The organism is Arthrobacter methylotrophus (assembly GCF_039539965.1).
GTDB lineage: Bacteria > Actinomycetota > Actinomycetes > Actinomycetales > Micrococcaceae > Arthrobacter > Arthrobacter methylotrophus.
Genome location: NZ_BAABED010000001.1, coordinates 135,937 through 157,045 on the forward strand (window position 1 = coordinate 135,937; position 21,109 = coordinate 157,045).

The following is a 21,109-nucleotide window of genomic DNA, read 5'->3' on the forward strand; positions in this document are numbered from 1 at the left end:
GACCCTTAGGCGTAGGCGTTCACGAGGCGCACGGCGCCGCCGTCGACGCCCTTGGCGCCTTGAACGTAGTCCGGGCCGCTCTTGTCAACGGACGCGGAGTCCGCGGCAACAGTACCCATCACCCATGACGGCAGTCCGCGCTCGTTGAGGCGGGCTACGGCGGCGTCAGCGATCTCCGGCGACACGATGGCCACCATGCCAACACCCAGATTGAGCGTGCGCTCAAGATCAGCCAGGGGCACATTCCCGAGTTCGGAGACGAGCTTGAAGATGGCGGGCAGTTCCCACGTGGCGCGGTCAACCGTGGCCACGAGACCCTGCGGCAGCACACGGGCCAGGTTGGCTGCGAGTCCGCCACCGGTAACGTGGCTGAAGCCGTGCACGGCGCCGGCTGCGGTACCAATGCCGCTGACCGGGAACGCGCGGGCGAGGTCCAAACAGTCTGCGGCATAGACTCGGGTCGGTTCCAAAAGCTCTTCGCCCAAAGTGCGGCCGAGCTCGGAAACCTGACGGTCCAGGGCCCACCCGGCGTGGTTGATCACCCGGCGGACCAAAGAGTAACCGTTCGAGTGCAGGCCTGAAGACGCCATGCCGATCACGACGTCGCCAGCGCGGACGCGGTCCGGTCCAAGCAGGGCGTCGGCTTCGACAACACCTGTAGCTGCACCGGCGACGTCGTACTCGTTCTCACCCAGCAGGCCCGGGTGCTCAGCGGTTTCGCCACCCACCAGGGCAGTGCCGGCAACAGAACAGGCAGCGGCAATGCCGCGGACGATGTCCGCGATGCGCTCGGGGACAACCTTGCCGCATGCGATGTAGTCGGTCATGAAGAGCGGCTCGGCACCCACTACTACGATGTCATCCACCACCATGCCGACGAGGTCGAAGCCGATGGTGTCGTGGATGTCCATGGCCTGGGCGATGGCAACTTTGGTGCCGACACCGTCCGTGGACGTGGCCAGGAGCGGCCTTTTGTACGTGAGCAGCTTGGAGACGTCATACAGGCCGGCGAAACCGCCGACGCCGCCGAGCACCGAGCTGTTGTGGGTCGCCTTGACGGCGTCCTTCATGAGTTCGACGGCGCGGTCGCCCGCTTCGACGTCGACGCCGGCGGACGCATAGGTGATGCCGGTTGCGTTCTCAGCGGCGGAGGATGCGGAGGTCATACAGACTCTTTCTTATCGGCGTCGGTCAGCAGGTTCTCAAACTCGGCGTCGGGTCCGGGGTCGCAACCCGTCGCGCCGGGCTTGTTGGCCGGGTCGTCCGAGTCTGCGTCTACGGTTTCCGTGGAAGTGCCCGACGCCGGCAGCCCGCCGAGGTCGGTGCGCTCAAGCAGGTTCTTGCCGAGTTTGTCCGAACCCGGAAGTGCGATGGGGTACCGGCCCGTGAAGCAGGCGGTACAGAGGCGTTCGCGAGGCTGCTGGGTGGCGCCGATCATGCCGTCTTCGGAAATGTACGCCAGCGAATCTGCGCCAATGGCGTGGGAGATCTCCTCGATGGTGGCGCCGTTGGCGATCAGTTCAGCGCGGGAGGCGAAGTCGATGCCGTAGAAGCAGGGCCACTGCACGGGCGGGGAGGAAATCTTGATATGGACGGCTGCGGCGCCGGCTTCGCGGAGCATCCGCACGATGGCGCGCTGGGTGTTGCCGCGCACGATCGAGTCATCCACAACCACCACGCGCTTGCCGCGGATCACGGATTCGAGGGCGTTGAGCTTGAGCCGGATGCCGAGCTGGCGCAGGGTCTGCGAAGGCTGGATGAACGTGCGGCCCACATAAGAGTTCTTGACGAAGCCGTGGGCGAACGGGATACCGGACTCTTCGGCGTAGCCGACCGCGGCGGGGGTGCCGGATTCCGGGACCGGGATGACGATGTCGGCTACCTGGGTGTTTTCGCGGGCCAGCTGGCGGCCCATCTCCACGCGGGACTCGTACACGGAACGTCCGGCAATCGAAGCGTCGGGACGCGCAAGGTAGACGTACTCGAAAACGCAACCGGCCGGCGTCGCATCCGCGAAGCGCTGGGAACGGACGCCGTTCTCGTCAATCGCAATGAACTCGCCGGGCTCGATCTCGCGGATGAAGCTCGCACCCACGGTTGCCAGCGCGGACTGCTCCGAGGCGACAACCCAGCCGCGCTCGAGGCGGCCAAGGCACAGGGGGCGGATGCCGTAGGTGTCGCGGGCGGCGTAGAGGGTGCCTTCGTCCATGAACACGAAGCAGAATCCGCCGCGGATCTTGGGAAGCAGTTCAAGCGCGGTCTGTTCGAGGGTCTTGCCCTCTTCGCCTTCGAGCAGGGCGGTGACCAGGGCGGTGTCCGAGGTGTTGCCTTGCTTCATTTCTCCGGTCAGCTGGCCATCGTTGCGCTCGAGGATCATTTCCCGGAGTTCGGCGGTGTTGGTCAGATTGCCGTTGTGGGCGAGTGCCACGGTTCCGGTAGCAGTTGCACCGAGGGTCGGTTGAGCGTTGGCCCAATGGCTGGCACCGGTGGTGGAGTAGCGGCAGTGTCCGACGGCAAGGTGTCCCGTGAGGGTGTTCAGCGTTGTCTCGTCGAAGACCTGGGACACGAGGCCCATGTCTTTGTAGACATTGATGCGCTTGCCGTCACTGGTAGCAATACCAGCCGATTCTTGTCCGCGGTGCTGCAGCGCGTACAGCCCGTAATAGGTGAGTTTTGCTACCTCTTCGCCGGGAGCCCAGACCCCGAAGACGCCACAAGCGTCCTGAGGTCCTTTTTCGTCGGGGAGAAGATCATGAGAAAGTTTTCCGTCGCCACGTGCCACTGGTCAATTGTCGCATGATGTTGGCGTGGTATTTTCCCCACGCGACTTTGTGACCGGGATCCTACGCTTCGGCGTCGTCCTCTGTCGGGTTGGGTACGGACTCCACGACCGCGCGCTGGGTGCGCCGCACGCTGACCTTGTCCAGGATGAGGGCTGCGATTGAACCTAGCAGGACTCCACCGGCGGCAAACGAAATCAGGAAGAATCCGAAGACCGCCCCGGTGTCGAAACTCGCATCGCCGGGGATCCCGTAAGCCACCAGTGCGGCAACGATGATCCCGATGACTGCACCCAGGACCATGAACGGAACGAATTTCGGCGCGCGACGGACCGTGATCCCACGGCGCTCGGCGGGGCCGCGGGGTGCTGGGGTGCCGTTTCCGACGCCAGGGGTGTGGGGTTCCTCAAAAGCCATGCCTTCCAGCCTACCGTTTCGAGACATGTCCGGCTCCGTCCACCCAACTAGCTCGCAATTGTTGTCGTTATGAGGCGTCAAAACGACAACAACTGCGAGCTAGTTGGGCGGCCGACTCGGAAGAACTAGCTTCCTCGGTACGTGGAGAAGGCGAACGGGCTGAGCAGCAGCGGCACGTGGTAATGCTCGCCGGCGTCGGACACCGTGAAGCTCAAGTCCACCTCCGGGAAGAAGGTTTCCACTCCCTGTGCCTTGTAGTACGGCCCGGTGGCGAAGTTCAAGCGGTAACTGCCGCCGTCGACTCTTTCAGGACCCAGATCCTTGATCCGGCCGTCCGCATCGGTGGTGCCGCGGGCAATCTGCCTCCAGTTATCGCCGTCGCGCACTGAGAGAACGACGGCGACGCCGGCAGCCGGACGGCCGGAGCCGGTGTCCAGGATGTGGGTGGTTATTTGGGAAACGCTCATTTGCTGGGTACTCCTTCGCTGCTCGCGCTGGCTTCGCTGATCACACCGGCAAGGCGCAGCAGCGCGATGTCGCGCAATTGGCCCGCCACGATGACGTCTTCTTCTTCGGCGGTGTGGTTGAGCCGTTCCTGGAGGGAGGCCAGAATCTCCTTGGCTGTCCGTCCCGCGGCGCGGATCAGGAAGACGCGGCCGAACTTGGCCTCGTATCCACGGTTGCCTTCCGCCAAGGCTCTGACCAGGCCGTCGTCGTTGGGATCCACGCCGGCCTGTTCCGAGCGGGACATAGCGGCTTCGGTGGTGTGGGCCTTGGGCCGTTCGCCGATCCGCGGGTGGTGGGCCATCGCGGCCGCTACTTCGTCCGACGTGAACGGTTCGGCGGTTTCCCGGGCAAAGTCGAGCAGGGAGTCCAGGCTGCGAAAGGGGCGCGCATCCGCGATGTGCTCCACCCAGCGCTGGATATCGAGGCACGGGCGCAGGACGTCGATCGCGTCCGCACGGTCCACGTTGTTGAATATTTCAAGCTGCATGCTTGTTCATTCCTCGTGCGAGTGCTGGCATCCATGGTGTTGGCTATGCGGAACTCCGGCGATTTCCGCCGGATGGACTTGGGCGCCTGGGCTCCTCTGGTCTTCCACATCATGGAACTGTTATTTCAGCATGCGTAATAGTCAATCCAAAGAGTACGGCGGTGTCAAGAGAGTACCGCACCTCGGTCCTCCCTCCGCCCGAAACGCTCGCTCACCTTTGACCCGAAATCCCGAAACGCTCGCTCACCTTTACTGTCTGGTGGACAATGTCAGCACCAGCCAAAGGAGTTTCGCCATGCCAGAGGTCCTGACGTCCCGGTATCTCTTCGGACCCGGTCCCAGCAACTGCTATCCGGAAGTGACCGCCGCGTTGGCGTATCCGGTGATCGGTCACCTGGATCCGGTATTCATTAGGCGCCTTGACCGGACATGCGCCGGGCTCCGGACCATGTGGGGGACCCGGAATACCCGCACCTTGCCGTTGAGTGCCACAGGCTCAGGCGGGATGGAGGCCGCTTTTGTTAATACAGTGTCCGACGGCGATGTGGCAGTAATCGCCGTCAACGGCCTTTTCGGGGAGCGAATGTGCGAGGTGGCCCGGCGCTGCGGTGCCACGGTAGTGCGCGTCGACCATGAATGGGGCCAGCCAGTCGATGCGGAAAGAGTCCTCGCCGCACACCCGCATCCCAAGGTGATTGCCGCCGTCCATGCCGAAACCTCCACAGGCGTCCTGTCCGACGTCGCGCCCCTTGGGGCCGGCAAGGGCGACGCCCTCTTGATCGTGGACGCGGTGACGTCCATCGGCGGGCTGGAGCTCCTGGCTGACGAGTGGGGGATCGACGTCGGGTACGCCGGGACGCAGAAGTGCTTGGGGACGCCTCCTGGATTGTCCCCTTTCACCGTGTCTGAGCGCGCTTTCGAGCGGCGCATCAAGGATCCGCGTTCGTGGTACCTGGATATCGGTCTTTTGGGTGGATATGTTGGCGCGGCGAGTGGCAGCCGGACGTATCACCACACAGCGCCAGTGACCATGATCGCCGGGCTCGAGGCCGGGCTGGACCGCATCCTTGCCGAGGGGTTGGCCGCTGTCCAGGCGCGGCACCGCGCTGCCGGAACCGAGTTGCGGGAGGGACTTGAAGCCATGGGCTTGGAGCTATTTGCTGCCGAAGGCTCGCGCCTGCCGAGCCTCACCACAGTCAAAGTGCCCGACGGCGTGAACTCGGCCGCCGTCCGCACTTACCTTCTGAAGAACTTCAGCATTGAAATCGGCTCCGGTGCGGGCCATTTTACGTCGACCATTTGGCGGATCGGCATGATGGGTCCGAACGCGAACAGGGCATCGGTGAAGCTTGTCCTTGGTGCACTGGAAGAGGCGATCGCGAAAGCGTGACGCTCGCTCAGCTATGGGCGCCAATTCCCAGACGCTCGCTCAGCTATGGCCGAAAACAAGGAAACCCTCCTGCAGTCCCGTCCGATTGCGCACCGGGTCGTCGCCGTGCTAGCGTTCCGGTGATCGTGATCTATCGGCAGGAGGTGAGACCCATGAACGCAGTATCCACAGTGGGTGCTCCCTGCAGTCCACGATCGCGCGACTGAAGTAGTCGCCACCGGGAGCGCCAGATCAGGCAATTCGCGAAAGGCGACTCCCATGAATACAACACCTTTTTCAACTCTGAACGTCACCTCGACGTCGGCATCCGACCGCGCGCCGCTGCTCCTGATGGGCCACGGTGAGCGAGCCTTGGTCCTCGGAGGCGGCGGATCGACAGGCAACGCGTGGCTGATCGGTGTCGTCGCCGGCCTGTTCGGTGCCGGATTGGACGTGACGACTGCCGATCTGACCATCGGGACGTCGGCCGGCTCGACGGCGGCGGCCCAGATAGCTGGCGCGACCCCGACCGAGCTGCTCGCAGCCATCCTGTCCGCCGTCCCCCCGCAACGGACCGGTCCGTTGGTCGGATCCGACCGGGGACGCAATCCTGGTAGGCCGGTGGTGGACCAGTTGGAGAGGATGAGCAGAATCATCGCCTCCGCTGAGGACGCGGTTGACATGCGCCGCAGAATGGGCGCGGCGGCACTCGATCTGGATGCGGCGTCGGACGGCTCCTGGTCGACACAGTGGCGCACTATCGTCGGCTCGCGGTTGCCCAGTCAGAGCTGGCCACAACGAACAGTGCTCATCACGGCGGTCGATGCCAGAACAGGTGAGCCGGTAGTGTTCGACCGCCAGAGCGGGGTCGAGCTGGCGGACGCCATCGCCGCCAGCTGTTCCAGCGGTCTTCCCTACCGGATGGGGGACAACCGATACATCGACGGCGGCTACCGACGCAACGAGAATGCCGATCTCGCGGCCGGACACGCGCGGGTGCTGGTTCTGTCACCATTCGGCGGCAGAACCCTACATCCGTTGGACTGGGGCATGCAGCTCGCGGCGCAGGTCGACGAGCTACGCGCAGGCGGCAGCAGGGTCGAGACGATCTTCCCGGACAGCAACGCCGAGCACCTGTTCGGCGCCAATGCGATGGATCTGTCCATGCGTCCTGCCGCGGCCCGGGCCGGACACGAGCAAGGCAGAGCCCTCGCCGAGCAGCTCGCCGAGTTCTGGTGCTGACGTTCAAGCAACAAAGCGGAACATGGTGACCGGTTCGCTTACATCGGCGCCGAGCGGCAACTGATCTGACGCTCGCTCGTCTTTGGCCGGAATATCCGGGACCCTCCTGCAGATAATCATCTGCAGGAGGGTCCCGTCATTTGGGCTCATAGGTGAGGGAGGATCATGCTGGAGGGGCTCATAAGTGAGCGGGCGTCGCGGGAGAGACGGGGGATCAGAGTCCGAGTTCGGCCTTCAGCTCTGCTACATGGCCGTCGGCCTTGACCTGGTACTGGGTCAGCCTGACCTTTCCTTCGCCGTCGAGCACCACGGTGGAGCGGACCAAACCGTCAACTACTTCGCCGTTCACGAGCTTCTCGCCCCAGGCACCGTAGGCCAAGGCCACTGCGTGGTCTTGGTCAGAGAGGAGCGGGAAGGTCAGGGCGTAGTCCCCGGCGAAGCGTGCGATCTCTTCCGGGGCGTCGGGAGAGATGCCCAGGACTTCGTAACCGGAGGATTGGAGGCTGGACAGGCTGTCCCGGAAGTCGCATGCCTCGGTGGTGCAACCGGGGGTGGCGGCTTTGGGGTAGAAGTACACAATGACGTTGCGCCCGCGATAGTCCGAGAGGGAGATCTTTTGGCCTTCGGAATCGAGCAGGGAAAAATCGGGGGCCTGGGTTCCGGCGAGGAGCTTCTGGGTCATGTTGCGATCCTTGACTTGTCGGGCAACCGCCGTGGCCGGCGATCAATCTAAAGGTTTAACGGTCTGCCTAGATGCAGTATTCCGCGGGTCCGCGGACTGTGGAGCCAGGTCCGGGCACGAACTGGTAGCCGTCTCCACGCACTGTGGCGATGACATGACGGGCTGAGCCCAACTTGCGCCGGACGCGTCCAACATACACGTCGATGGACCGGAATGCCGCGCCGGGACAGTCAAGTGACTCCAAAAAACGTTGCAATTCTTCACGTGGAACGGCCCGGGACAGGTTCTCCACGAGGTAGCGCAAGAGGCTCTGCTCCATCGCCGTGAAGCCGACAGGGTCGCCATCCAGCAGGACAGTGTCTGCGGCGAGATCCACTGCTACCGTGCTGCGCCGGCCGGCCCGGGCGTTAGCCAGGACAACCGGTGGGTTGACAGCGGCGGGGCGGCTTTCGCCGTCGGACGTTGCAGCTCCGGCGGCGGGCCAAAGGAGGACTTCCGCCCCCGGAGCAAGTTTGCGGGCCCGGGCCAGGACCGCTTCAGCGGCCCGGGCCCAAACCTCAGGATCGATGTCGCAGCCTTCACCCGGCTGTACCCACACGGCCAGGCCGCGCGGGTACAGCCCCGGCCGAACCACGGAAGCTGGCTGGTGCCGCGAGGCGTTGAACCGGGCGGGAAGTTGCCCATACGGGGCATGGACGTTGACGGCCATGGGTGTGGACTTACACGCCGCCGCGGCGAATCAGTTTGCCGCTGGGCGTCCGGCCGTCGATCTCGTTGCCGCGCAGGTACGTTCTGCGTACGACGCCGGAGAGTGCCTTGCCGTCGTACGGCGTGATCGGGTTCTTGTGCTTGAGTTTCTTGACGTCGACGACGAACGCGTCGTCGGGCGCGAAGATCGAGAAATCCGCGTCGTACCCGAGCGCGAGCTGGCCTTTGTTGTGCAGCCGGGCCAAAGCTGCGGGCTTCTCCGACATCCAGGACACGACCTGTTCCAAGGATATTCCGCGGTGCCTTGCCTCGGTCCAAATCAACGAGATCCCCAGCTGCAGCGAGGAGACGCCGCCCCAGGCCACAGCGAAGTCGCCGTTTTCCAAGTCCTTCAGGTCAAGCGTCGAGGGGGAATGGTCTGAGACGATGCAGTCGATGGTGCCGTCCTGGAGTCCCTGCCAGAGCAGCTCGCGGTTGGAGGCCTCGCGGATGGGCGGGCAGCACTTGTAGGCGGTGGCGCCATCGGGGATTTCCTCGGCCATCAGCGTGAGGTAGTGCGGGCAGGTTTCCACGGTGAGATGGACGCCGTCGCGCTTTGCCGACGCGATCATGGGCAGAGCGTCCGACGACGAGAGGTGCAGGATGTGCGCACGCGCACCGGTCCAGCGGGCCCGTTCGATGACCTCGGCGATGGCCTTGTTCTCGGCGCCGCGGGGGCGGGAGGCAAGGAAGGTGGAGTAATGAGCGCCGCCGGGGTGGGGCGCGTGGTCGATCGCATGGGAGTCCTCGGCGTGGACGATCATGAGGGAGTCGAAGGACTTGAGCTCAGCCATGTCCTCTTCCATCTCGTCCGCGTCCAAGTGCGGGAACTCGTCCACGCCGGAATGGAGCAGGAAGCACTTGAAGCCGAAGACTCCCTCGTCATGCAGCGGGCGGAGGTCCTTCTTGTTGCCCGGAATGGCGCCGCCCCAGAATCCGACGTCCACGAACGCCTGGTCCTCGGCCACTTCGCGCTTGAGCTTGAGGCCGTCCACGTTGGTGGTGGGCGGGATGGAGTTCAGCGGCATGTCGATGATGGTAGTGACGCCGCCGGCTGCGGCAGCGCGGGTGGCAGAGGCGAAGCCTTCCCACTCGGTGCGGCCGGGCTCGTTGACGTGCACATGGGTGTCCACCAGACCGGGGATGAGGGTTTCGTCGTCGGCGAGTTCAATCACCTGAGCACCCTGCAAGCCGTTCCCCAAGGGTTCGATCGCGACGATCACGCCGTTGCGGACGCCAACCTCGCGGGCGGTAATGCCGGCGGTGGTGAGGACGCGTTGGCCACGGATGACCAGGTCAAACGGGCCGTGTGCTGTGGTGGTCTCTTCAGACATGGAGTGGCTCCTTGGTCTCGGTTCGCGCTGAGTCTTGGGTGGGTGCCTGGCTCTGGGAATTTCCCGAAAGGCGCACGCCGATGTGCTTACCCAATTCTTCAAGCAGCGGCCCTGCTTCAGCTATACATTTCTCTACATTGGCTTCGAGCTCGGTCAATGCGTGGGCCGACTCGAAACCGGACTCCGTAAGTTGTTCCGGGCTCAGCGTACTGCGGCCGCAGACGGCAATCACAGGGACCCCGGAACGCGCTGCCGCCCGCGCCACACCCATGGGCGTTTTGCCGAGCAGGCTCTGTTCGTCGAGGCTGCCTTCGCCGGTTATCACCAGGTCTGCGCCCGCCAGCCGCTGCTCCAATTCCGTGAATTCGAGGACGACGTCGATGCCCGGCCTGCGTGCCGCGCCCAGCGCCGCGATGGCAATATAGCCGACGCCGCCTGCCGCACCCGCGCCCGGCGCCTGTGCGGCGTCCTCGGCTTCGGGGCCGATTTCGCCGGCGAGGACCCGGACGAAGTGGGCCAAGGCGGCATCGAGCGCGGCGACGTCTTCCGGCGTCGCGCCCTTTTGCGGCCCGAAGATCGCGGCGGCGCCGGTGCGGCCCAAAAGGGGATTGTCGACGTCGGACGCCAGGACGAACTCGGCGACTTCCAAGCGGACGTCGAGGTTCGAGAGGTCGATCCGGTCAAGGCGGCCGAGCGCGGCTCCGCCGGCGGGGAGTTCGTTGCCGTCGGCGTCGAGGAGCAGGGCGCCGAGGCCCTGCAGGACTCCTGCGCCGCCGTCGGTATTGGCGCTGCCGCCGACGCCGAGGATGATGTGCCGGCAGCCGAGGTCCAGGGCGGCGCGGATGAGTTCGCCCGTGCCCAGGCTGGTTGAGTTTCTGGCGGTTTCGGTGTTTGGCGCGCTTCCGTCGCCGAAGCCTGGGAGCACTGCGAGTCCCGAGGCTTCGGCCATTTCGATGACGGCTTCCTTGCCGCGGACGGCGAATTCGGCTGTGATCGGCTGGCCCGTGGGTCCGGTGACCGTCGCGCTGCGGCGGGTGAAGCCGGAGCCGACGGCGGCGTCGAGAGTCCCCTCGCCGCCGTCGGCCACTGGAATGAGCGTGGTTTCAAAGCCCTCGGCCGGGTGACTGGCGGCGAAACCTGCCCGCAATCCCGTGCTCAAGCGGCTGGCGACCTCGGGAGCTGACAGCGATCCCTTGAACTTGTCCGGAGCTATGACCACACGCATTCCGTACCTCCTTCAGTACTTACTAGGCCCGCCGGGCGATGATCGCAGTGGGGGCGTCCTCGGCACGCTCGGCCAGCTCTTCGAACTCGTTCACGCCGTCGATTTCAACACCCATGGAGATATTGGTGACCTTCTCCAGGATCACTTCAACCACTACGGGAACCTTGAACTCGCCCATGAGTGCCTTGGCCTTGTCGAACGCGGCGGGCAGGTCGGACGGGTCTTCCACGCGGATGGCCTTGCAGCCGAGGCCCTCGGCCACCTTGACGTGGTCCACGCCGTAGCCCGCTGCTGTTGCAGAGAGATCAGTGGAGTTGATGTTCTCGAATGCCAGGGACACGTTCTGTTCCATGTTGAAGCCGCGCTGCGACTGCCGGATCAGGCCCAAGTACGAGTTGTTCACCACCACGTGGATGTACGGCAGGTTGAACTGCGCGCCCACTGCCAGTTCTTCGATCATGAACTGGAAGTCGTAGTCGCCGGACAGGGCAACAACGGTCTCGTCCGGCTTGCCGCGGACAACGCCCAAGGCGGCGGGACATGTCCATCCCAGAGGGCCCGCCTGGCCGGCGTTGATCCACTTGCGCGGACCGAAGACGTGCAGCAACTGTGCACCGGCGATCTGCGAGAGGCCGATGGTGGACACGTAGGTGGTGTCCTTGTCGAAAGCCTTGTTCATCTCTTCATACACGCGCTGCGGCTTGATCGGCACGTTCTCGAAATGCGTCTTGCGGTGCAGGGAACCCTTGCGTGCGGTGCACTCGGCAACCCAGGCGGAGTAATCCGGAAGGGACTTGGCCGCCTGGCGCTCGCGGGCCAGCTCGATCAGCCCGTCCAGCGCCGCGCCGGCGTCGGACGCGATACCGAAGTCCGGTGAGAACACGCGACCGATCTGCGTCGGTTCGATGTCGATGTGCACGAACTTGCGGCCGGCCGTGTAGGTGTCCAGGCCGCCGGTGTGGCGGTTGGCCCAGCGGTTGCCGATCCCGATCACGAAATCCGAGGCCAGCATGGTCTCGTTGCCGTAGCGGTGCGAGGTCTGCAGGCCCACCATGCCGGCCATCAGCGCGTGGTCGTCCGGGATGGTGCCCCAGCCCATCAGGGTGGGGATGACCGGAACGTTGAGCAGTTGGGCCAGTTCAACCAGCTGAGCGGAGGCACCGGCGTTGATGATGCCGCCACCGGCGACGATCAGCGGGCGCTCGGCTGCGGTGAGCATGTCCAGCGCTTTTTCCAGTTGCTTGCGGCTGGCCTTGGGCTTTTCGACGGCGATGGGCTCGTAGGCGTCGATGTCGAATTCGATCTCGGCCATCTGCACGTCGAACGGCAGGTCCAGCAAGACCGGACCGGGACGGCCGGAGCGCATCAGCTGGAAGGCCTTCTGGAAGGCGCCCGGAACCTGTCCCGGTTCCAGGATGGTCATGGCCATCTTGGTGACCGGCTTGGCGATGGACTCGATGTCCACGGCCTGGAAGTCTTCCTTGTGCAGTTTGGCGACGGGGGCCTGGCCGGTGATGCAGAGCATGGGGATGGAATCCGCCCAGGCTGCGTACAGGCCGGTGATCATGTCCGTTCCTGCGGGGCCCGAGGTGCCGATGCAGATGCCGATGTTTCCGTCCGCTGCCCGGGAGTAGCCGTCGGCCATGTGGCTGGCGCCTTCAACGTGCCGGGCCAGGGTGTGGCGGATGCCGCCGTGGGCCCGCATTGCCGAGTAGAAGGGGTTGATTGCCGCGCCTGGCAGGCCGAACGCCTCGATGGCGCCTTCCTTTGCCAAGATGGCGACGGCTGCGTCTACAGTGCGCATCTTCGTCATGGTGTGCTCCTTGAAAAGTCTGTTTCGCCCGCCGTGGGCGGCTTTTGGGTGTAGTGGGGGAGCCGCCGTCGTGAAGTACGACGGCGGGTGCCCTGTTGTGCTGGTTGTCGCGCCTTAGCGCGTGGCTTTACTTACGGCCGCTGAGCTGGAGGACCTGCTTGAAGAGTCCCGAGTGGTCGAGGCCGCCGTCGCCCTGGTTGACGGTGGCGGCGACGAGCTGTGCAACGACGGCGCCGAGCGGGACTGCGACGTTGGCTTCGCGGGCTGCGGAGGTGACGATGCCGAGGTCCTTGTGGTGGAGGGCCAGGCGGAAGCCGGGGTCGAAGTTGCGGTCGAGCATCTTCTGGCCCTTCTGCTCGAGGACCTTGGATCCGGCCAAGCCGCCGCCGAGGACCTTGAGGGCTGCATCCGTGTCCACGCCGTAGGCCTCAAGGAAGGCGATGGCCTCGCCGAGGACCTCGATGTTGACGGCCACGATCAGCTGGTTGGCTGCCTTGACGGTCTGGCCGGAGCCGGAGGGGCCCACATGGACGATGGTCTTGCCGACGGCGTTGAGGACCGGCTGGGCTGCTTCGAAGTCGGCTGCGTCACCGCCAACCATGATGGAGAGGACCGCGTCGATGGCGCCCTGTTCGCCACCGGAGACGGGGGCGTCGAGGGGGCGGATGCCGGCTGCTGTCGCCTGATCTGACAGGCGCTTCGCGACGTCCGGGCGGATGCTGCTCGCGTCGATCCAGAGGGCGCCCTTCTTTGCGTTGGCGAAGACACCGTCCGGGCCGCTCACGACGCCTTCGACGTCGGGGGAGTCCGGCACCATGGTGATGACGACGTCGGCGTCTTTGACGGCGTCGGCGATGCTGGTGGCGCCCTTGCCGCCTTCGGAGACGAGCTTGTCGATCTTGTCCTGGCTGCGGTTGAATCCGGTGACGGTGTGGCCGGCCTTGACCAGGTTGATGGCCATGGGGAGGCCCATGATTCCGAGTCCGATGACTGCAACGTTGCTCATGATTTTCCTTAGTGAAGTCTGCTGGACCCAACTAGCTAGCAGTTGATGTCGTTTTGAGGGCTCATAACGACATCAACTGCTAGTCAGTTGGGCGGGTGGGAGGGGGTGGGGACTAGTGGGACGTGGCGCGCTGGCGGATGGCCCAGCTGAAGGCCGTTTCCTGCGGTTCTTTGTATTCGAGGCTGATGAAGCCTTCGTAGCCGAGTTCGCGGCTGCGGGCGATCCATTCGCCGAGGGGAAGCTCGCCGGTTCCGGGAGCCCCGCGGCCGGGGTTGTCGGCGATCTGGATGTGGCCGAAGTCCTTGGCGTGGTTCTCGATGACGGCTGCGACGTCGTCCCCGTTGACTGCCAGGTGGTAGAAGTCGGCGAGGAGCTTGACGTTCGTGGCGCCGGATTCTTCCTTGACACGAGCGATCACTTTGAGGGCGTCGGCGGCCTTGAGGAGCGGGTACTTGGGGGCACCGCTGACGGGTTCGAGGAGGACGGTGCCGCCGATGCGTGCGATGCCTTCTGCTGCGCTGGCCAGGTTTTCGGCGCCGATGGCGTCCTGCTTCTCGGCCGATTCGCCGTCAACACGGTTGCCATAGAGGGCGTTGAATGCCTTGCAGTCGAGCCGCTCGCCGATGCCTGCGACAACGTCGATGTTGTCCAGGAATTCGGAGGAGCGTGCGGGCCAGGAGACCAGGCCGCGGTCGCCGGCCGGCATGTTGCCGGCATTGAAGTTTAAGCCGGTGAGCTGAACGCCAGCGTCCTTGATGGCGTTCTCGAACTTCGTGGTTTCTGCGTCCGTGGGAACGGACGTGTCGAAGGGCCACCAGAATTCGACGGCGTCAAAGCCGGCGGCCTTCGCGGCCGCGGGGCGCTCGAGCAGGGGCAGCTCCGTGAGGAGGATGGAGCAGTTCACTGTGTACGTCATCGTAGGTGTCCTTCCGGGGAGGGCTTGGGATCTATGTTCCGCTGGGCTTCGTTGGCTTGGCTAGCCTTGGTAAGTTTCCGCTTGCCCATACTTGATAAGTTTCCGCTTTGTGGAATTTAGATTCTGCTTTATGAAAAGTTTAGGGAAGGTGGGGGTGGGAGTCAAGGGGGGACGGCGGCCCGAGGTATCCGTCCACAACACCCAGAAGCAACTCCGTGCACAGCGTGTGCGCCTCCGTGTGTGGCCCAGGCACACGGAGCTTGGGGTTTCAGCCCACTGATCTTTCCGATTTCTTCACGTAGACGCGCGAAAACGGGCTTCGGAATGGCACAGAATCGGGCTATCCGGTTCTAGCCACAGAAGTTGCCCTGAAACCCAGAAAAGGCCTGACATTGATCTATTCATCAAGGATCCGCACTGCCGCCTCTGTCTTCGCGCTCGCTTGTATCTCCGGCAGTGGCGTCATGGGGCTTCTTCACGGACTGAGAACGCCGCTGCTTGCTTGGACATTCTTGGCCGCGGGGGCGATTGCCCTGGTGGTAGTGCTCGCAACAAAACGAAGTCCGAAGCGCGATGCTGTTCTCTTCATAATCAGCGGGATTGGCAGTGGCGTCTTTATGTCAGCCTCGACCGTTGCTTTCCCCGGATCGCTTTCGATGTGGCTCTGGACGGTCGGCGCGTTTTCTATCGGAACAATGGCGCTCATCGCGGATGCCGAAGAGGCTCAGAAGCAATCTGTCAATCGTCTCTAGGCATGTTGGCGGTCACGGGGTGGCCGATACCCAGCCACGCCGTCGTGGTGTTAGCGGCTACAGTCTAGGATCATCTTGCCGACGTGGTTTCCGGAGTCGAAGTAGGCGTGGGCCGATGCAACGTCGGAGAGGGCAAATACGGTGTCCGTGGTGATCGTGATGGCTCCGGTTTCGATCAGGGGCCAGACCAGGTCCCGCGTGCGGTTCATGATCTCAGCCTTCTGCCAGGGTGGCCTGTCACGGAGCAGCGTTCCATGAACCGAGGCCTTCTTCTTCATCAGTTTGGCGAAGTCGAGAGTCCCTTCCGCCCCTCCTTGCATCCCGATCGTGACGATCCTTCCAAAGGGAGCCAGGGCCCGCAGGTTCCGGTCCAGATAGGGACCCGCCACAGTGTCCAAAACGATGTCCGCGCCGCCGATGCCATCAAGGACTTCAGCGAAGTTTTCGCTTGTGTAGTTGATCACGACGTCGGCGCCGAGGGCCCGGGCGGCAGCGAGCTTTTCCGAGGTGGAGGCCGTGACGGCCACTCGTCCGCCTAGTGCCTTGACCAGTTGAATTCCGAACGTGCCAATACCGCCGGTGGCGCCGTGAATCAGGACCGTCTCCCCCTCGCGGAACGAACCGGTCATGACCACATTGGAAACCAGCGTAGCTGCGACTTCCGGAATTCCGGCGGCTTCGAGGAGCCCGATGCCGGATGGAACCGGTAGAACTTGCCCCGCCGGGACTGCCACGAGGCTCGCGTAGCCGCCGGATGCCAGTAGCGCGACCACCTCATCCCCGATCCTGAACCCCGTTACGTCCGGACCTAGCCCGGCGATCCGCCCAGAGACTTCCATGCCAAAGATGTCGCTGGCACCGGGAGGTAGGTTGTAGCGGCCCCTGCGTTGCAGGGCATCCGCCCGGTTCAGGCCAGCGGCGGCGACGTCGATAAGGACGTCTCCGGCTCCTGGAACCGGATCGTCAAGCTCTTCCACGCGCAAGGTTTCCGGTCCGCCGGGGAAACGGAAACGCACCGCGCGCAGGCTAGGCCTCGTCCGTCGTGGAGCTGCATCGTTTCACGGTTAGGACACGACCAGGACCACAATCCGTCCCTCGCTAAAGTGGAGGAATGACCCCGCATCTTGAACCGCAGGCGCAGGCAACCGTTGTAGGCACGGGCCGGTGGATTGCCGCCGCGCGGGCCCTTGAAACCGCCCGCGCGGATCGGCTTTTCAACGATCCGTGGGCCGAGCAACTGGCGGGAGAAACCGGCAAGGCCACAGTGGAAGCCGCAGACTACAACCCATTCCTCCCGGTCCGGACACGTTATTTTGATGATCAGATCATCCGCGCGGCCCGGCCGAACTCACAGATCGTCCTGCTTGGTGCCGGCTTGGATACCAGGGCCTTTCGGCTGCCCCTTCCGGCATCGTGCACCGTGTTCGAGATCGACTATGCGGAGGCATTTACTGAGAAAGAGCCCATCCTGTGCACGGCAACTGCCCGAGGTGAACGAAGGTGCGTCCACGCGGACCTGTCTGGCCCTTGGACCGAGGCCCTTCTCGATGCAGGCTTTGACCAGCGAGCACCGACGATCTGGGTAGCCGAGGGGCTCTTCTACTATCTCGCTGCCATCGATGCCGAGTCTCTGGTGCACGCCACAGCAGCCCTATCCGCCAAAGGCTCCACCTTCCTGGCGGACATCTTCGGCACCGGGCTTTTAGAATTGGAAGGCATGGCACCGCTGGTGACCGCGCGCAAGAAGGCCGGCCGCCCCCTGCCCTTCTGCACAGATTCGCCCAAGGCACTTTTCAAGGCCGGGGGCTGGAACAACGCCGCGGTGGTTCACCCTGGACAGCCCGCGGCAAACTTCGGCCGACTAACCCAGCGCCCCGGCGCAAGGGACGCTGGCCACGAATCCAATCTCCGCACCCATTTGGTGACCGCCACCCTTTTTTGAGGACTCGGGCCAGGAACACCATGGCCGCTCGCACGGAGGGTCAACGCTAGGCACTAGGCGTGCACTGGCTTGTCCACGTGCTCACGCTGGAATTACACGGAGAACCGTCACCAACCACACGTAGATTGCCCGATTCCACCCTTAATTCTGGTCCGTCAGCACTGAATTTCCCCCTTTTCTACACTGAGGCCGTTTTTGCGGCCCTAGTCTCCTACACAAGGACGGTCCCCGTGCCGCCGATCATCGGAGGGCCTTTCCACGGTGCCGGTACAGGACGCAACTTATGGGGGGTTGGGAAATGAAACTAAGTCAGCAACAGGCGGTTGGCGCAGCGATGGACCAGTGGATTACGGGCATTCCCGGTCGAATTCCGGATCATGCAATCTTCGTTGAGAATCCTGAGCACGCTCCGTATGCAAAGGAGCTTGCCGGCGAGCAATCGATCGTCTTCGTGCTCGACGGCGGGAACGGCGCCGATGAAGACACCGTGGTTCCGGTCTCGGGGTTCTTCGATGTCGTCGGGGAAGAGCTGCTGGTTGCCGGCAGCCTCAGCCTCGAGGTCCAGGACTACCTGGCCATTCCGTTCATCAGCCTCATGGGAGTCACGGTTGTCAGGATTACTACTTCTGAAGACTGGCAGGCCTTCTTCGACGACGCAGAAGAAGCTCGACGATCGGGCCATTTCGTGTGGCAGCTTACCGAAGTCAACGCCGTCTTTGCAGAGCGCGGCCTTCTAGACGGCGGTCAAGGCGTTGATTCCCCCCTCGCAAGGCTCCACATCGCATCTGACGGAACGGTACTCAGCGGTCCCTACGGATCCACTGTTGGCAAGGCGGGCGATTCCTTGGCAGACATTCGGACAAGGTGCCTTGCGCTGGAACCGGAATCTGCACTGGCTTCTGTCTGTGATGCGGAGGCTGTTCGTGATTCCCTCGGCGCCCGGCCTTGGATTCCCCGTTACTTGGCTGCACTGGATGCCTGGAAGTTCATTCCCCGGGACGATCGCTCCAAAGCTACGATTGTCGGCTTTGGCGCCAGCGTCTACGGAGCATCGCCCACTGACGATCTCCCCTCACCACGCGCTCCCTTCATCATCCACAGCGATGGACAGTACACACTCCTGGACACCACGTCGGGCCGGACTTTCCGGGTTGGACCTGATGCGGCGGCCATCATCGAGGCCCTCTCGAATCTGCGGCATCTCCAGCTCGCTGCGTCTGCGGTAGCTGCTGCCCTGGGCGTTTCCGTAGCGGCAGCCGAGGAATCCACACGAGCCGTCCTAGAACAGTTCGAACGGGCAGGCGTGGACGTTTTCGGCGCCGGCTGAGCTCCATAAACGTCAACTTGCCGGCCACCGCCCGTCCAATTCCGAGGACCGACACCTGATGACTGCCGCACCCGCCCTTGATACCTCCAGCACCCGACTTCCGCTCTGGGTACCATTTGTTACCCAACACAATTTTCCCGTCGATAGCTACACTGCCGTCAGGGCCCATGGCGTCCACGTAGATTTTGAAGACGGGCAACGACGCCTGTGCGCAAAGAGCGGACTGTGGAACACCAACCTCGGCTACGGTAACCCGCGAATTGCCGGTGCAATTGCCAGAGAGCTTGAGGCAGCGTCCTATCTTCCGTTGTTCAGGACTGCGAATCGCAAAGCAATCGAGGCGGCAAACGCGCTGCTCTCACTCCCGGCTCACTCCTTCGAGAGGGTGGTCTTCTCTACTTCCGGGGGTGCTGCCAACGACGCCGGCATGAAGCTCGCGCGCCAATACTTCCTCTTGGACGGACAACCCGAGCGAAAAATCATCGTAGGGCTGGTCGGCAGCTATCACGGGCTGACCTACGGGAGCCAGGCTCTCAGCGGTGACCACCTCGCTCAGACGATCTACGGGGTGGACCGCCGCAATATACGGCACATCAGATTCGACGACGGGGGCGCCGAACTGGCGCTATTAATGCGCAGGGAAGGCCACAGAGTGGCCGCAGTCATCGTTGAACCTGTCCTTGGATCCGGGGCGGACGTCGTGCCAGCGAGCTTCGTGCGTTCCTTGTTGACCTTCCGGGAGGAGCACGGCTTCCTGGCCATCGCAGATGAAGTGGCCACGGGCTTCGGACGAGTGAATTCATGGTTCGTCTCGGATGAATGGCCCACGGCCCCGGACATCATTGTGACGTCCAAGGCCATGACGAACGGTACCAGTGCGTGTGCCGCCCTTCTGATTGGACAGCGAGTAACCCGAAAGTTCGATTCCACGGAATCTGTCTTTGTCCATGGAGAAACCCAAGCAGGAACACCCGCCACGTGCGCCGCGATACTTTCGACCATCGAGGAAATGAAAAGGCTGGACCATGGCGGTCTCACAGCGGTGGTCTCGGCTGGACTTGATCGCCTCATTGTCCGGCTCATGGGCATTCCGGGCGTCAGCACCACAACCGGTCGGGGCTGCATGCGGGGAATCAAGCTGGAAACAGCGCAGGGGGAACCGCTGTCAGCAGACGGCGTCCTGGCCGTCGTGAGGCATATTCATCAAGCTGGCGCAATCGTGCAGCCAGGACCGGGGAGGATCCAACTCCTTCCGGCCTTGGTCTTCACAGAAGAGAACTTTGAGGAACTCCACGCCGCAATCACAGCCGGTCTCAGCGCCGCCCATCGGGACGGGATCTTCGCATGATCGCCGACCGGACCTGGAACACGCGCTGCGTCATTCTCGATCAGGGAACGTCTGCCAGATATGTCGGCACTCTGATCCGTGGGCGGACCGGACTTGTTGTGGACGGCGCACTCCCGGAACACCGGGATCGACTCCTGGATGGGGATCTCAAGGGAACGCCGGTCCTGGAGCTCGGCGCGCGGCCTGTCTCTTTCACGACCCTAGGGCTTGTTGAGGAGTTTATCCGGGGCTACGATCTCACCACCGTTGTGGGACTTGGGGGCGGTTCCGTCCTGGACGCAGTGAAAATCTCCGCGCTCTTCACAGCCGATCCGTGTTTTGCTGAATTCGCGGCGCGTCACGCCAAGCGATCGGGCCTCATCGTCCTGCCTTTCGGGGCCGAGCCAAATACTCGACCCAGAACCATTCTGATGCCGTCCACTGTGGGAACCGGCGCCGAAGTCAGCGCTGTAGCGTGTCTGGACACCGACGTCGGACGCCACCTGATTGCTTCACGTCACCTTTCAGGTGACGTCGCGGTACTTGATGCCGGCCATTTGTCCACCCTCCCGCGGCAGCTGGTGCTCGAAGGGCTGCTCGAAGCGCTTCTCCGGGTGGCCGGAACAATGATCGGCAGTTCCCCGAGTATTTTCGACGACGACGCGCTCTCGGTTCTGGTGCGAATGGTGCGGTTGGGGCATCGCTTGACGCGCGAAGACTCCCCGGAGCTGCGGCTTGCTGCGGCCCGGTTGAGCATGGAAACCCACACCGGATGGTCGCTCATCGCTCGCAACCCGTATGGGGCCAAACACTGGTACGTCGCGAATGAACTGGCGTACGTGACGGGTGTGAGGAAAATGACCGCAACCGCCACTGTCATTGAAGCGATATGGGACGAGATTGAAAACGGCGCCACTGCCTGGGGCGAGCCCCATCGTTTGGCCGCCCTGTGGTCCGCGGTAACGAGTGTTGACCCCTCGCTTGGCGACACCGCAGCTTCCGGGATCAAGAAGCTCATGGTGCGATGGGGAATCCACGGGCTCGATGAACTGAGCGAACAGACTGCCATGAAAACAGCCAACCTGGCCGTCAGCCGCTGGGGCGGGGTGTTACCCATGCTGCACGGCGTCGATGGGGTCCACATCCTGCGCGTCCTCCGGAAAGCCATCAACATGCGGCGAGCCTTGCCAAGCCCAGTGGGCCACCAACGAGTGGTAAGGGAAAGGGGGTGAACAC

Annotated in this window: 21 protein-coding genes; 7 read left to right on the top strand and 14 right to left on the bottom strand. The window is 63.6% G+C overall.

The features are described 5' to 3' along the window. Positions 1-5 precede the first annotated feature (5 nt). From purM to uraD, 5 genes are all read right to left on the bottom strand, one after another. Positions 6-1,166, bottom strand: a complete 1,161-nt coding sequence (purM, locus tag ABD884_RS00680; protein WP_028265515.1) for a phosphoribosylformylglycinamidine cyclo-ligase — start codon at positions 1,164-1,166, stop codon at positions 6-8. Next, on the bottom strand, positions 1,163-2,782 hold the full coding sequence (gene purF / locus ABD884_RS00685) for an amidophosphoribosyltransferase (RefSeq protein ID WP_345033674.1): 1,620 nt from the start codon (positions 2,780-2,782) through the stop codon (positions 1,163-1,165). The genes purM and purF overlap by 4 nt, the downstream gene beginning before the upstream one ends. Positions 2,783-2,843: 61 nt before the next feature. Further along, positions 2,844-3,224: a hypothetical protein gene (locus ABD884_RS00690; RefSeq protein ID WP_345033678.1), complete on the bottom strand. Its 381-nt coding sequence runs from the start codon at positions 3,222-3,224 to the stop codon at positions 2,844-2,846. Positions 3,225-3,322: 98 nt separating this feature from the next. After that, positions 3,323-3,664: a hydroxyisourate hydrolase gene (gene uraH, locus ABD884_RS00695; RefSeq protein WP_345033691.1), complete on the bottom strand. Its 342-nt coding sequence runs from the start codon at positions 3,662-3,664 to the stop codon at positions 3,323-3,325. Next, on the bottom strand, positions 3,661-4,191 hold the full coding sequence (gene uraD / locus ABD884_RS00700) for a 2-oxo-4-hydroxy-4-carboxy-5-ureidoimidazoline decarboxylase (protein ID WP_345033699.1): 531 nt from the start codon (positions 4,189-4,191) through the stop codon (positions 3,661-3,663). Before uraD ends, uraH begins: the two co-directional genes overlap by 4 nt. Positions 4,192-4,486: 295 nt before the next feature. Here uraD and ABD884_RS00705 point away from each other — a divergent pair, with 295 nt between their 5' ends. Both ABD884_RS00705 and ABD884_RS00710 read left to right on the top strand, forming a co-directional pair. Beyond that, positions 4,487-5,581, top strand: a complete 1,095-nt coding sequence (locus ABD884_RS00705) for a pyridoxal-phosphate-dependent aminotransferase family protein (RefSeq protein ID WP_345033703.1) — start codon at positions 4,487-4,489, stop codon at positions 5,579-5,581. Positions 5,582-5,839: 258 nt separating this feature from the next. Beyond that, positions 5,840-6,802 carry a patatin-like phospholipase family protein gene (locus ABD884_RS00710; protein ID WP_345033706.1) on the top strand — a complete coding sequence of 321 codons (963 nt, stop codon included), beginning with the start codon at positions 5,840-5,842 and terminating at the stop codon, positions 6,800-6,802. Positions 6,803-6,805: 3 nt separating this feature from the next. Here the strand turns inward: ABD884_RS00710 and ABD884_RS00715 are convergent, their stop codons facing one another. The 8 genes from ABD884_RS00715 to ABD884_RS00750 form a co-directional block, all read right to left on the bottom strand. Then, complete coding sequence (locus tag ABD884_RS00715; RefSeq protein WP_345033710.1) at positions 6,806-6,952, bottom strand: hypothetical protein; 147 nt, start codon at positions 6,950-6,952, stop codon at positions 6,806-6,808. Positions 6,953-7,016: 64 nt separating this feature from the next. After that, the gene (bcp, locus tag ABD884_RS00720; RefSeq protein WP_345033713.1) at positions 7,017-7,484 is read right to left on the bottom strand and encodes a thioredoxin-dependent thiol peroxidase; all 468 of its coding nucleotides are present in this window, start codon (positions 7,482-7,484) and stop codon (positions 7,017-7,019) included. Positions 7,485-7,551: 67 nt separating this feature from the next. Further along, the gene (locus tag ABD884_RS00725) at positions 7,552-8,193 is read right to left on the bottom strand and encodes a winged helix-turn-helix domain-containing protein (RefSeq protein WP_345033716.1); all 642 of its coding nucleotides are present in this window, start codon (positions 8,191-8,193) and stop codon (positions 7,552-7,554) included. Positions 8,194-8,203: 10 nt separating this feature from the next. Beyond that, positions 8,204-9,565, bottom strand: coding sequence for an allantoinase AllB (allB, locus tag ABD884_RS00730; RefSeq protein WP_345033721.1), 1,362 nt, complete (start codon positions 9,563-9,565; stop codon positions 8,204-8,206). Further along, positions 9,558-10,790 (bottom strand): glycerate kinase, encoded by a 1,233-nt coding sequence (locus tag ABD884_RS00735; RefSeq protein ID WP_345033723.1) that lies wholly within the window; start codon positions 10,788-10,790, stop codon positions 9,558-9,560. The genes allB and ABD884_RS00735 overlap by 8 nt, the downstream gene beginning before the upstream one ends. Before the next feature lie 22 nt (positions 10,791-10,812). Next, positions 10,813-12,603 (bottom strand): glyoxylate carboligase, encoded by a 1,791-nt coding sequence (gene gcl, locus ABD884_RS00740; RefSeq protein ID WP_345033726.1) that lies wholly within the window; start codon positions 12,601-12,603, stop codon positions 10,813-10,815. 127 nt (positions 12,604-12,730) lie between these two features. Continuing rightward, positions 12,731-13,609, bottom strand: a complete 879-nt coding sequence (locus ABD884_RS00745) for a 2-hydroxy-3-oxopropionate reductase (RefSeq protein WP_345033734.1) — start codon at positions 13,607-13,609, stop codon at positions 12,731-12,733. Between the two features lie 112 nt (positions 13,610-13,721). Beyond that, positions 13,722-14,525 carry a hydroxypyruvate isomerase family protein gene (locus ABD884_RS00750; protein ID WP_345033740.1) on the bottom strand — a complete coding sequence of 268 codons (804 nt, stop codon included), beginning with the start codon at positions 14,523-14,525 and terminating at the stop codon, positions 13,722-13,724. A 392-nt stretch (positions 14,526-14,917) separates the two neighbouring features. Here ABD884_RS00750 and ABD884_RS00755 point away from each other — a divergent pair, with 392 nt between their 5' ends. Beyond that, positions 14,918-15,277, top strand: coding sequence for a hypothetical protein (locus ABD884_RS00755; protein WP_345033745.1), 360 nt, complete (start codon positions 14,918-14,920; stop codon positions 15,275-15,277). A 50-nt stretch (positions 15,278-15,327) separates the two neighbouring features. Here ABD884_RS00755 and ABD884_RS00760 read toward each other — a convergent pair whose 3' ends face one another. Then, a complete protein-coding gene (locus ABD884_RS00760; RefSeq protein ID WP_345054335.1) occupies positions 15,328-16,302 on the bottom strand; it encodes an NAD(P)H-quinone oxidoreductase in 975 nt (324 codons plus the stop codon). A gap of 86 nt (positions 16,303-16,388) precedes the next feature. On the opposite strand from ABD884_RS00760, the gene ABD884_RS00765 reads away from it, so the two are divergent. From ABD884_RS00765 to mpaC, 4 genes are all read left to right on the top strand, one after another. Then, positions 16,389-17,219, top strand: a complete 831-nt coding sequence (locus ABD884_RS00765) for a class I SAM-dependent methyltransferase (protein ID WP_345033750.1) — start codon at positions 16,389-16,391, stop codon at positions 17,217-17,219. A 298-nt stretch (positions 17,220-17,517) separates the two neighbouring features. Next, positions 17,518-18,546 carry a daptide biosynthesis RiPP recognition protein gene (mpaB, locus tag ABD884_RS00770; RefSeq protein WP_345033758.1) on the top strand — a complete coding sequence of 343 codons (1,029 nt, stop codon included), beginning with the start codon at positions 17,518-17,520 and terminating at the stop codon, positions 18,544-18,546. A gap of 58 nt (positions 18,547-18,604) precedes the next feature. Continuing rightward, complete coding sequence (mpaD, locus tag ABD884_RS00775) at positions 18,605-19,894, top strand: daptide-type RiPP biosynthesis aminotransferase (protein WP_345033762.1); 1,290 nt, start codon at positions 18,605-18,607, stop codon at positions 19,892-19,894. Further along, on the top strand, positions 19,891-21,105 hold the full coding sequence (gene mpaC / locus ABD884_RS00780; RefSeq protein WP_345033766.1) for a daptide-type RiPP biosynthesis dehydogenase: 1,215 nt from the start codon (positions 19,891-19,893) through the stop codon (positions 21,103-21,105). Before mpaD ends, mpaC begins: the two co-directional genes overlap by 4 nt. Positions 21,106-21,109: the final 4 nt, after the last annotated feature.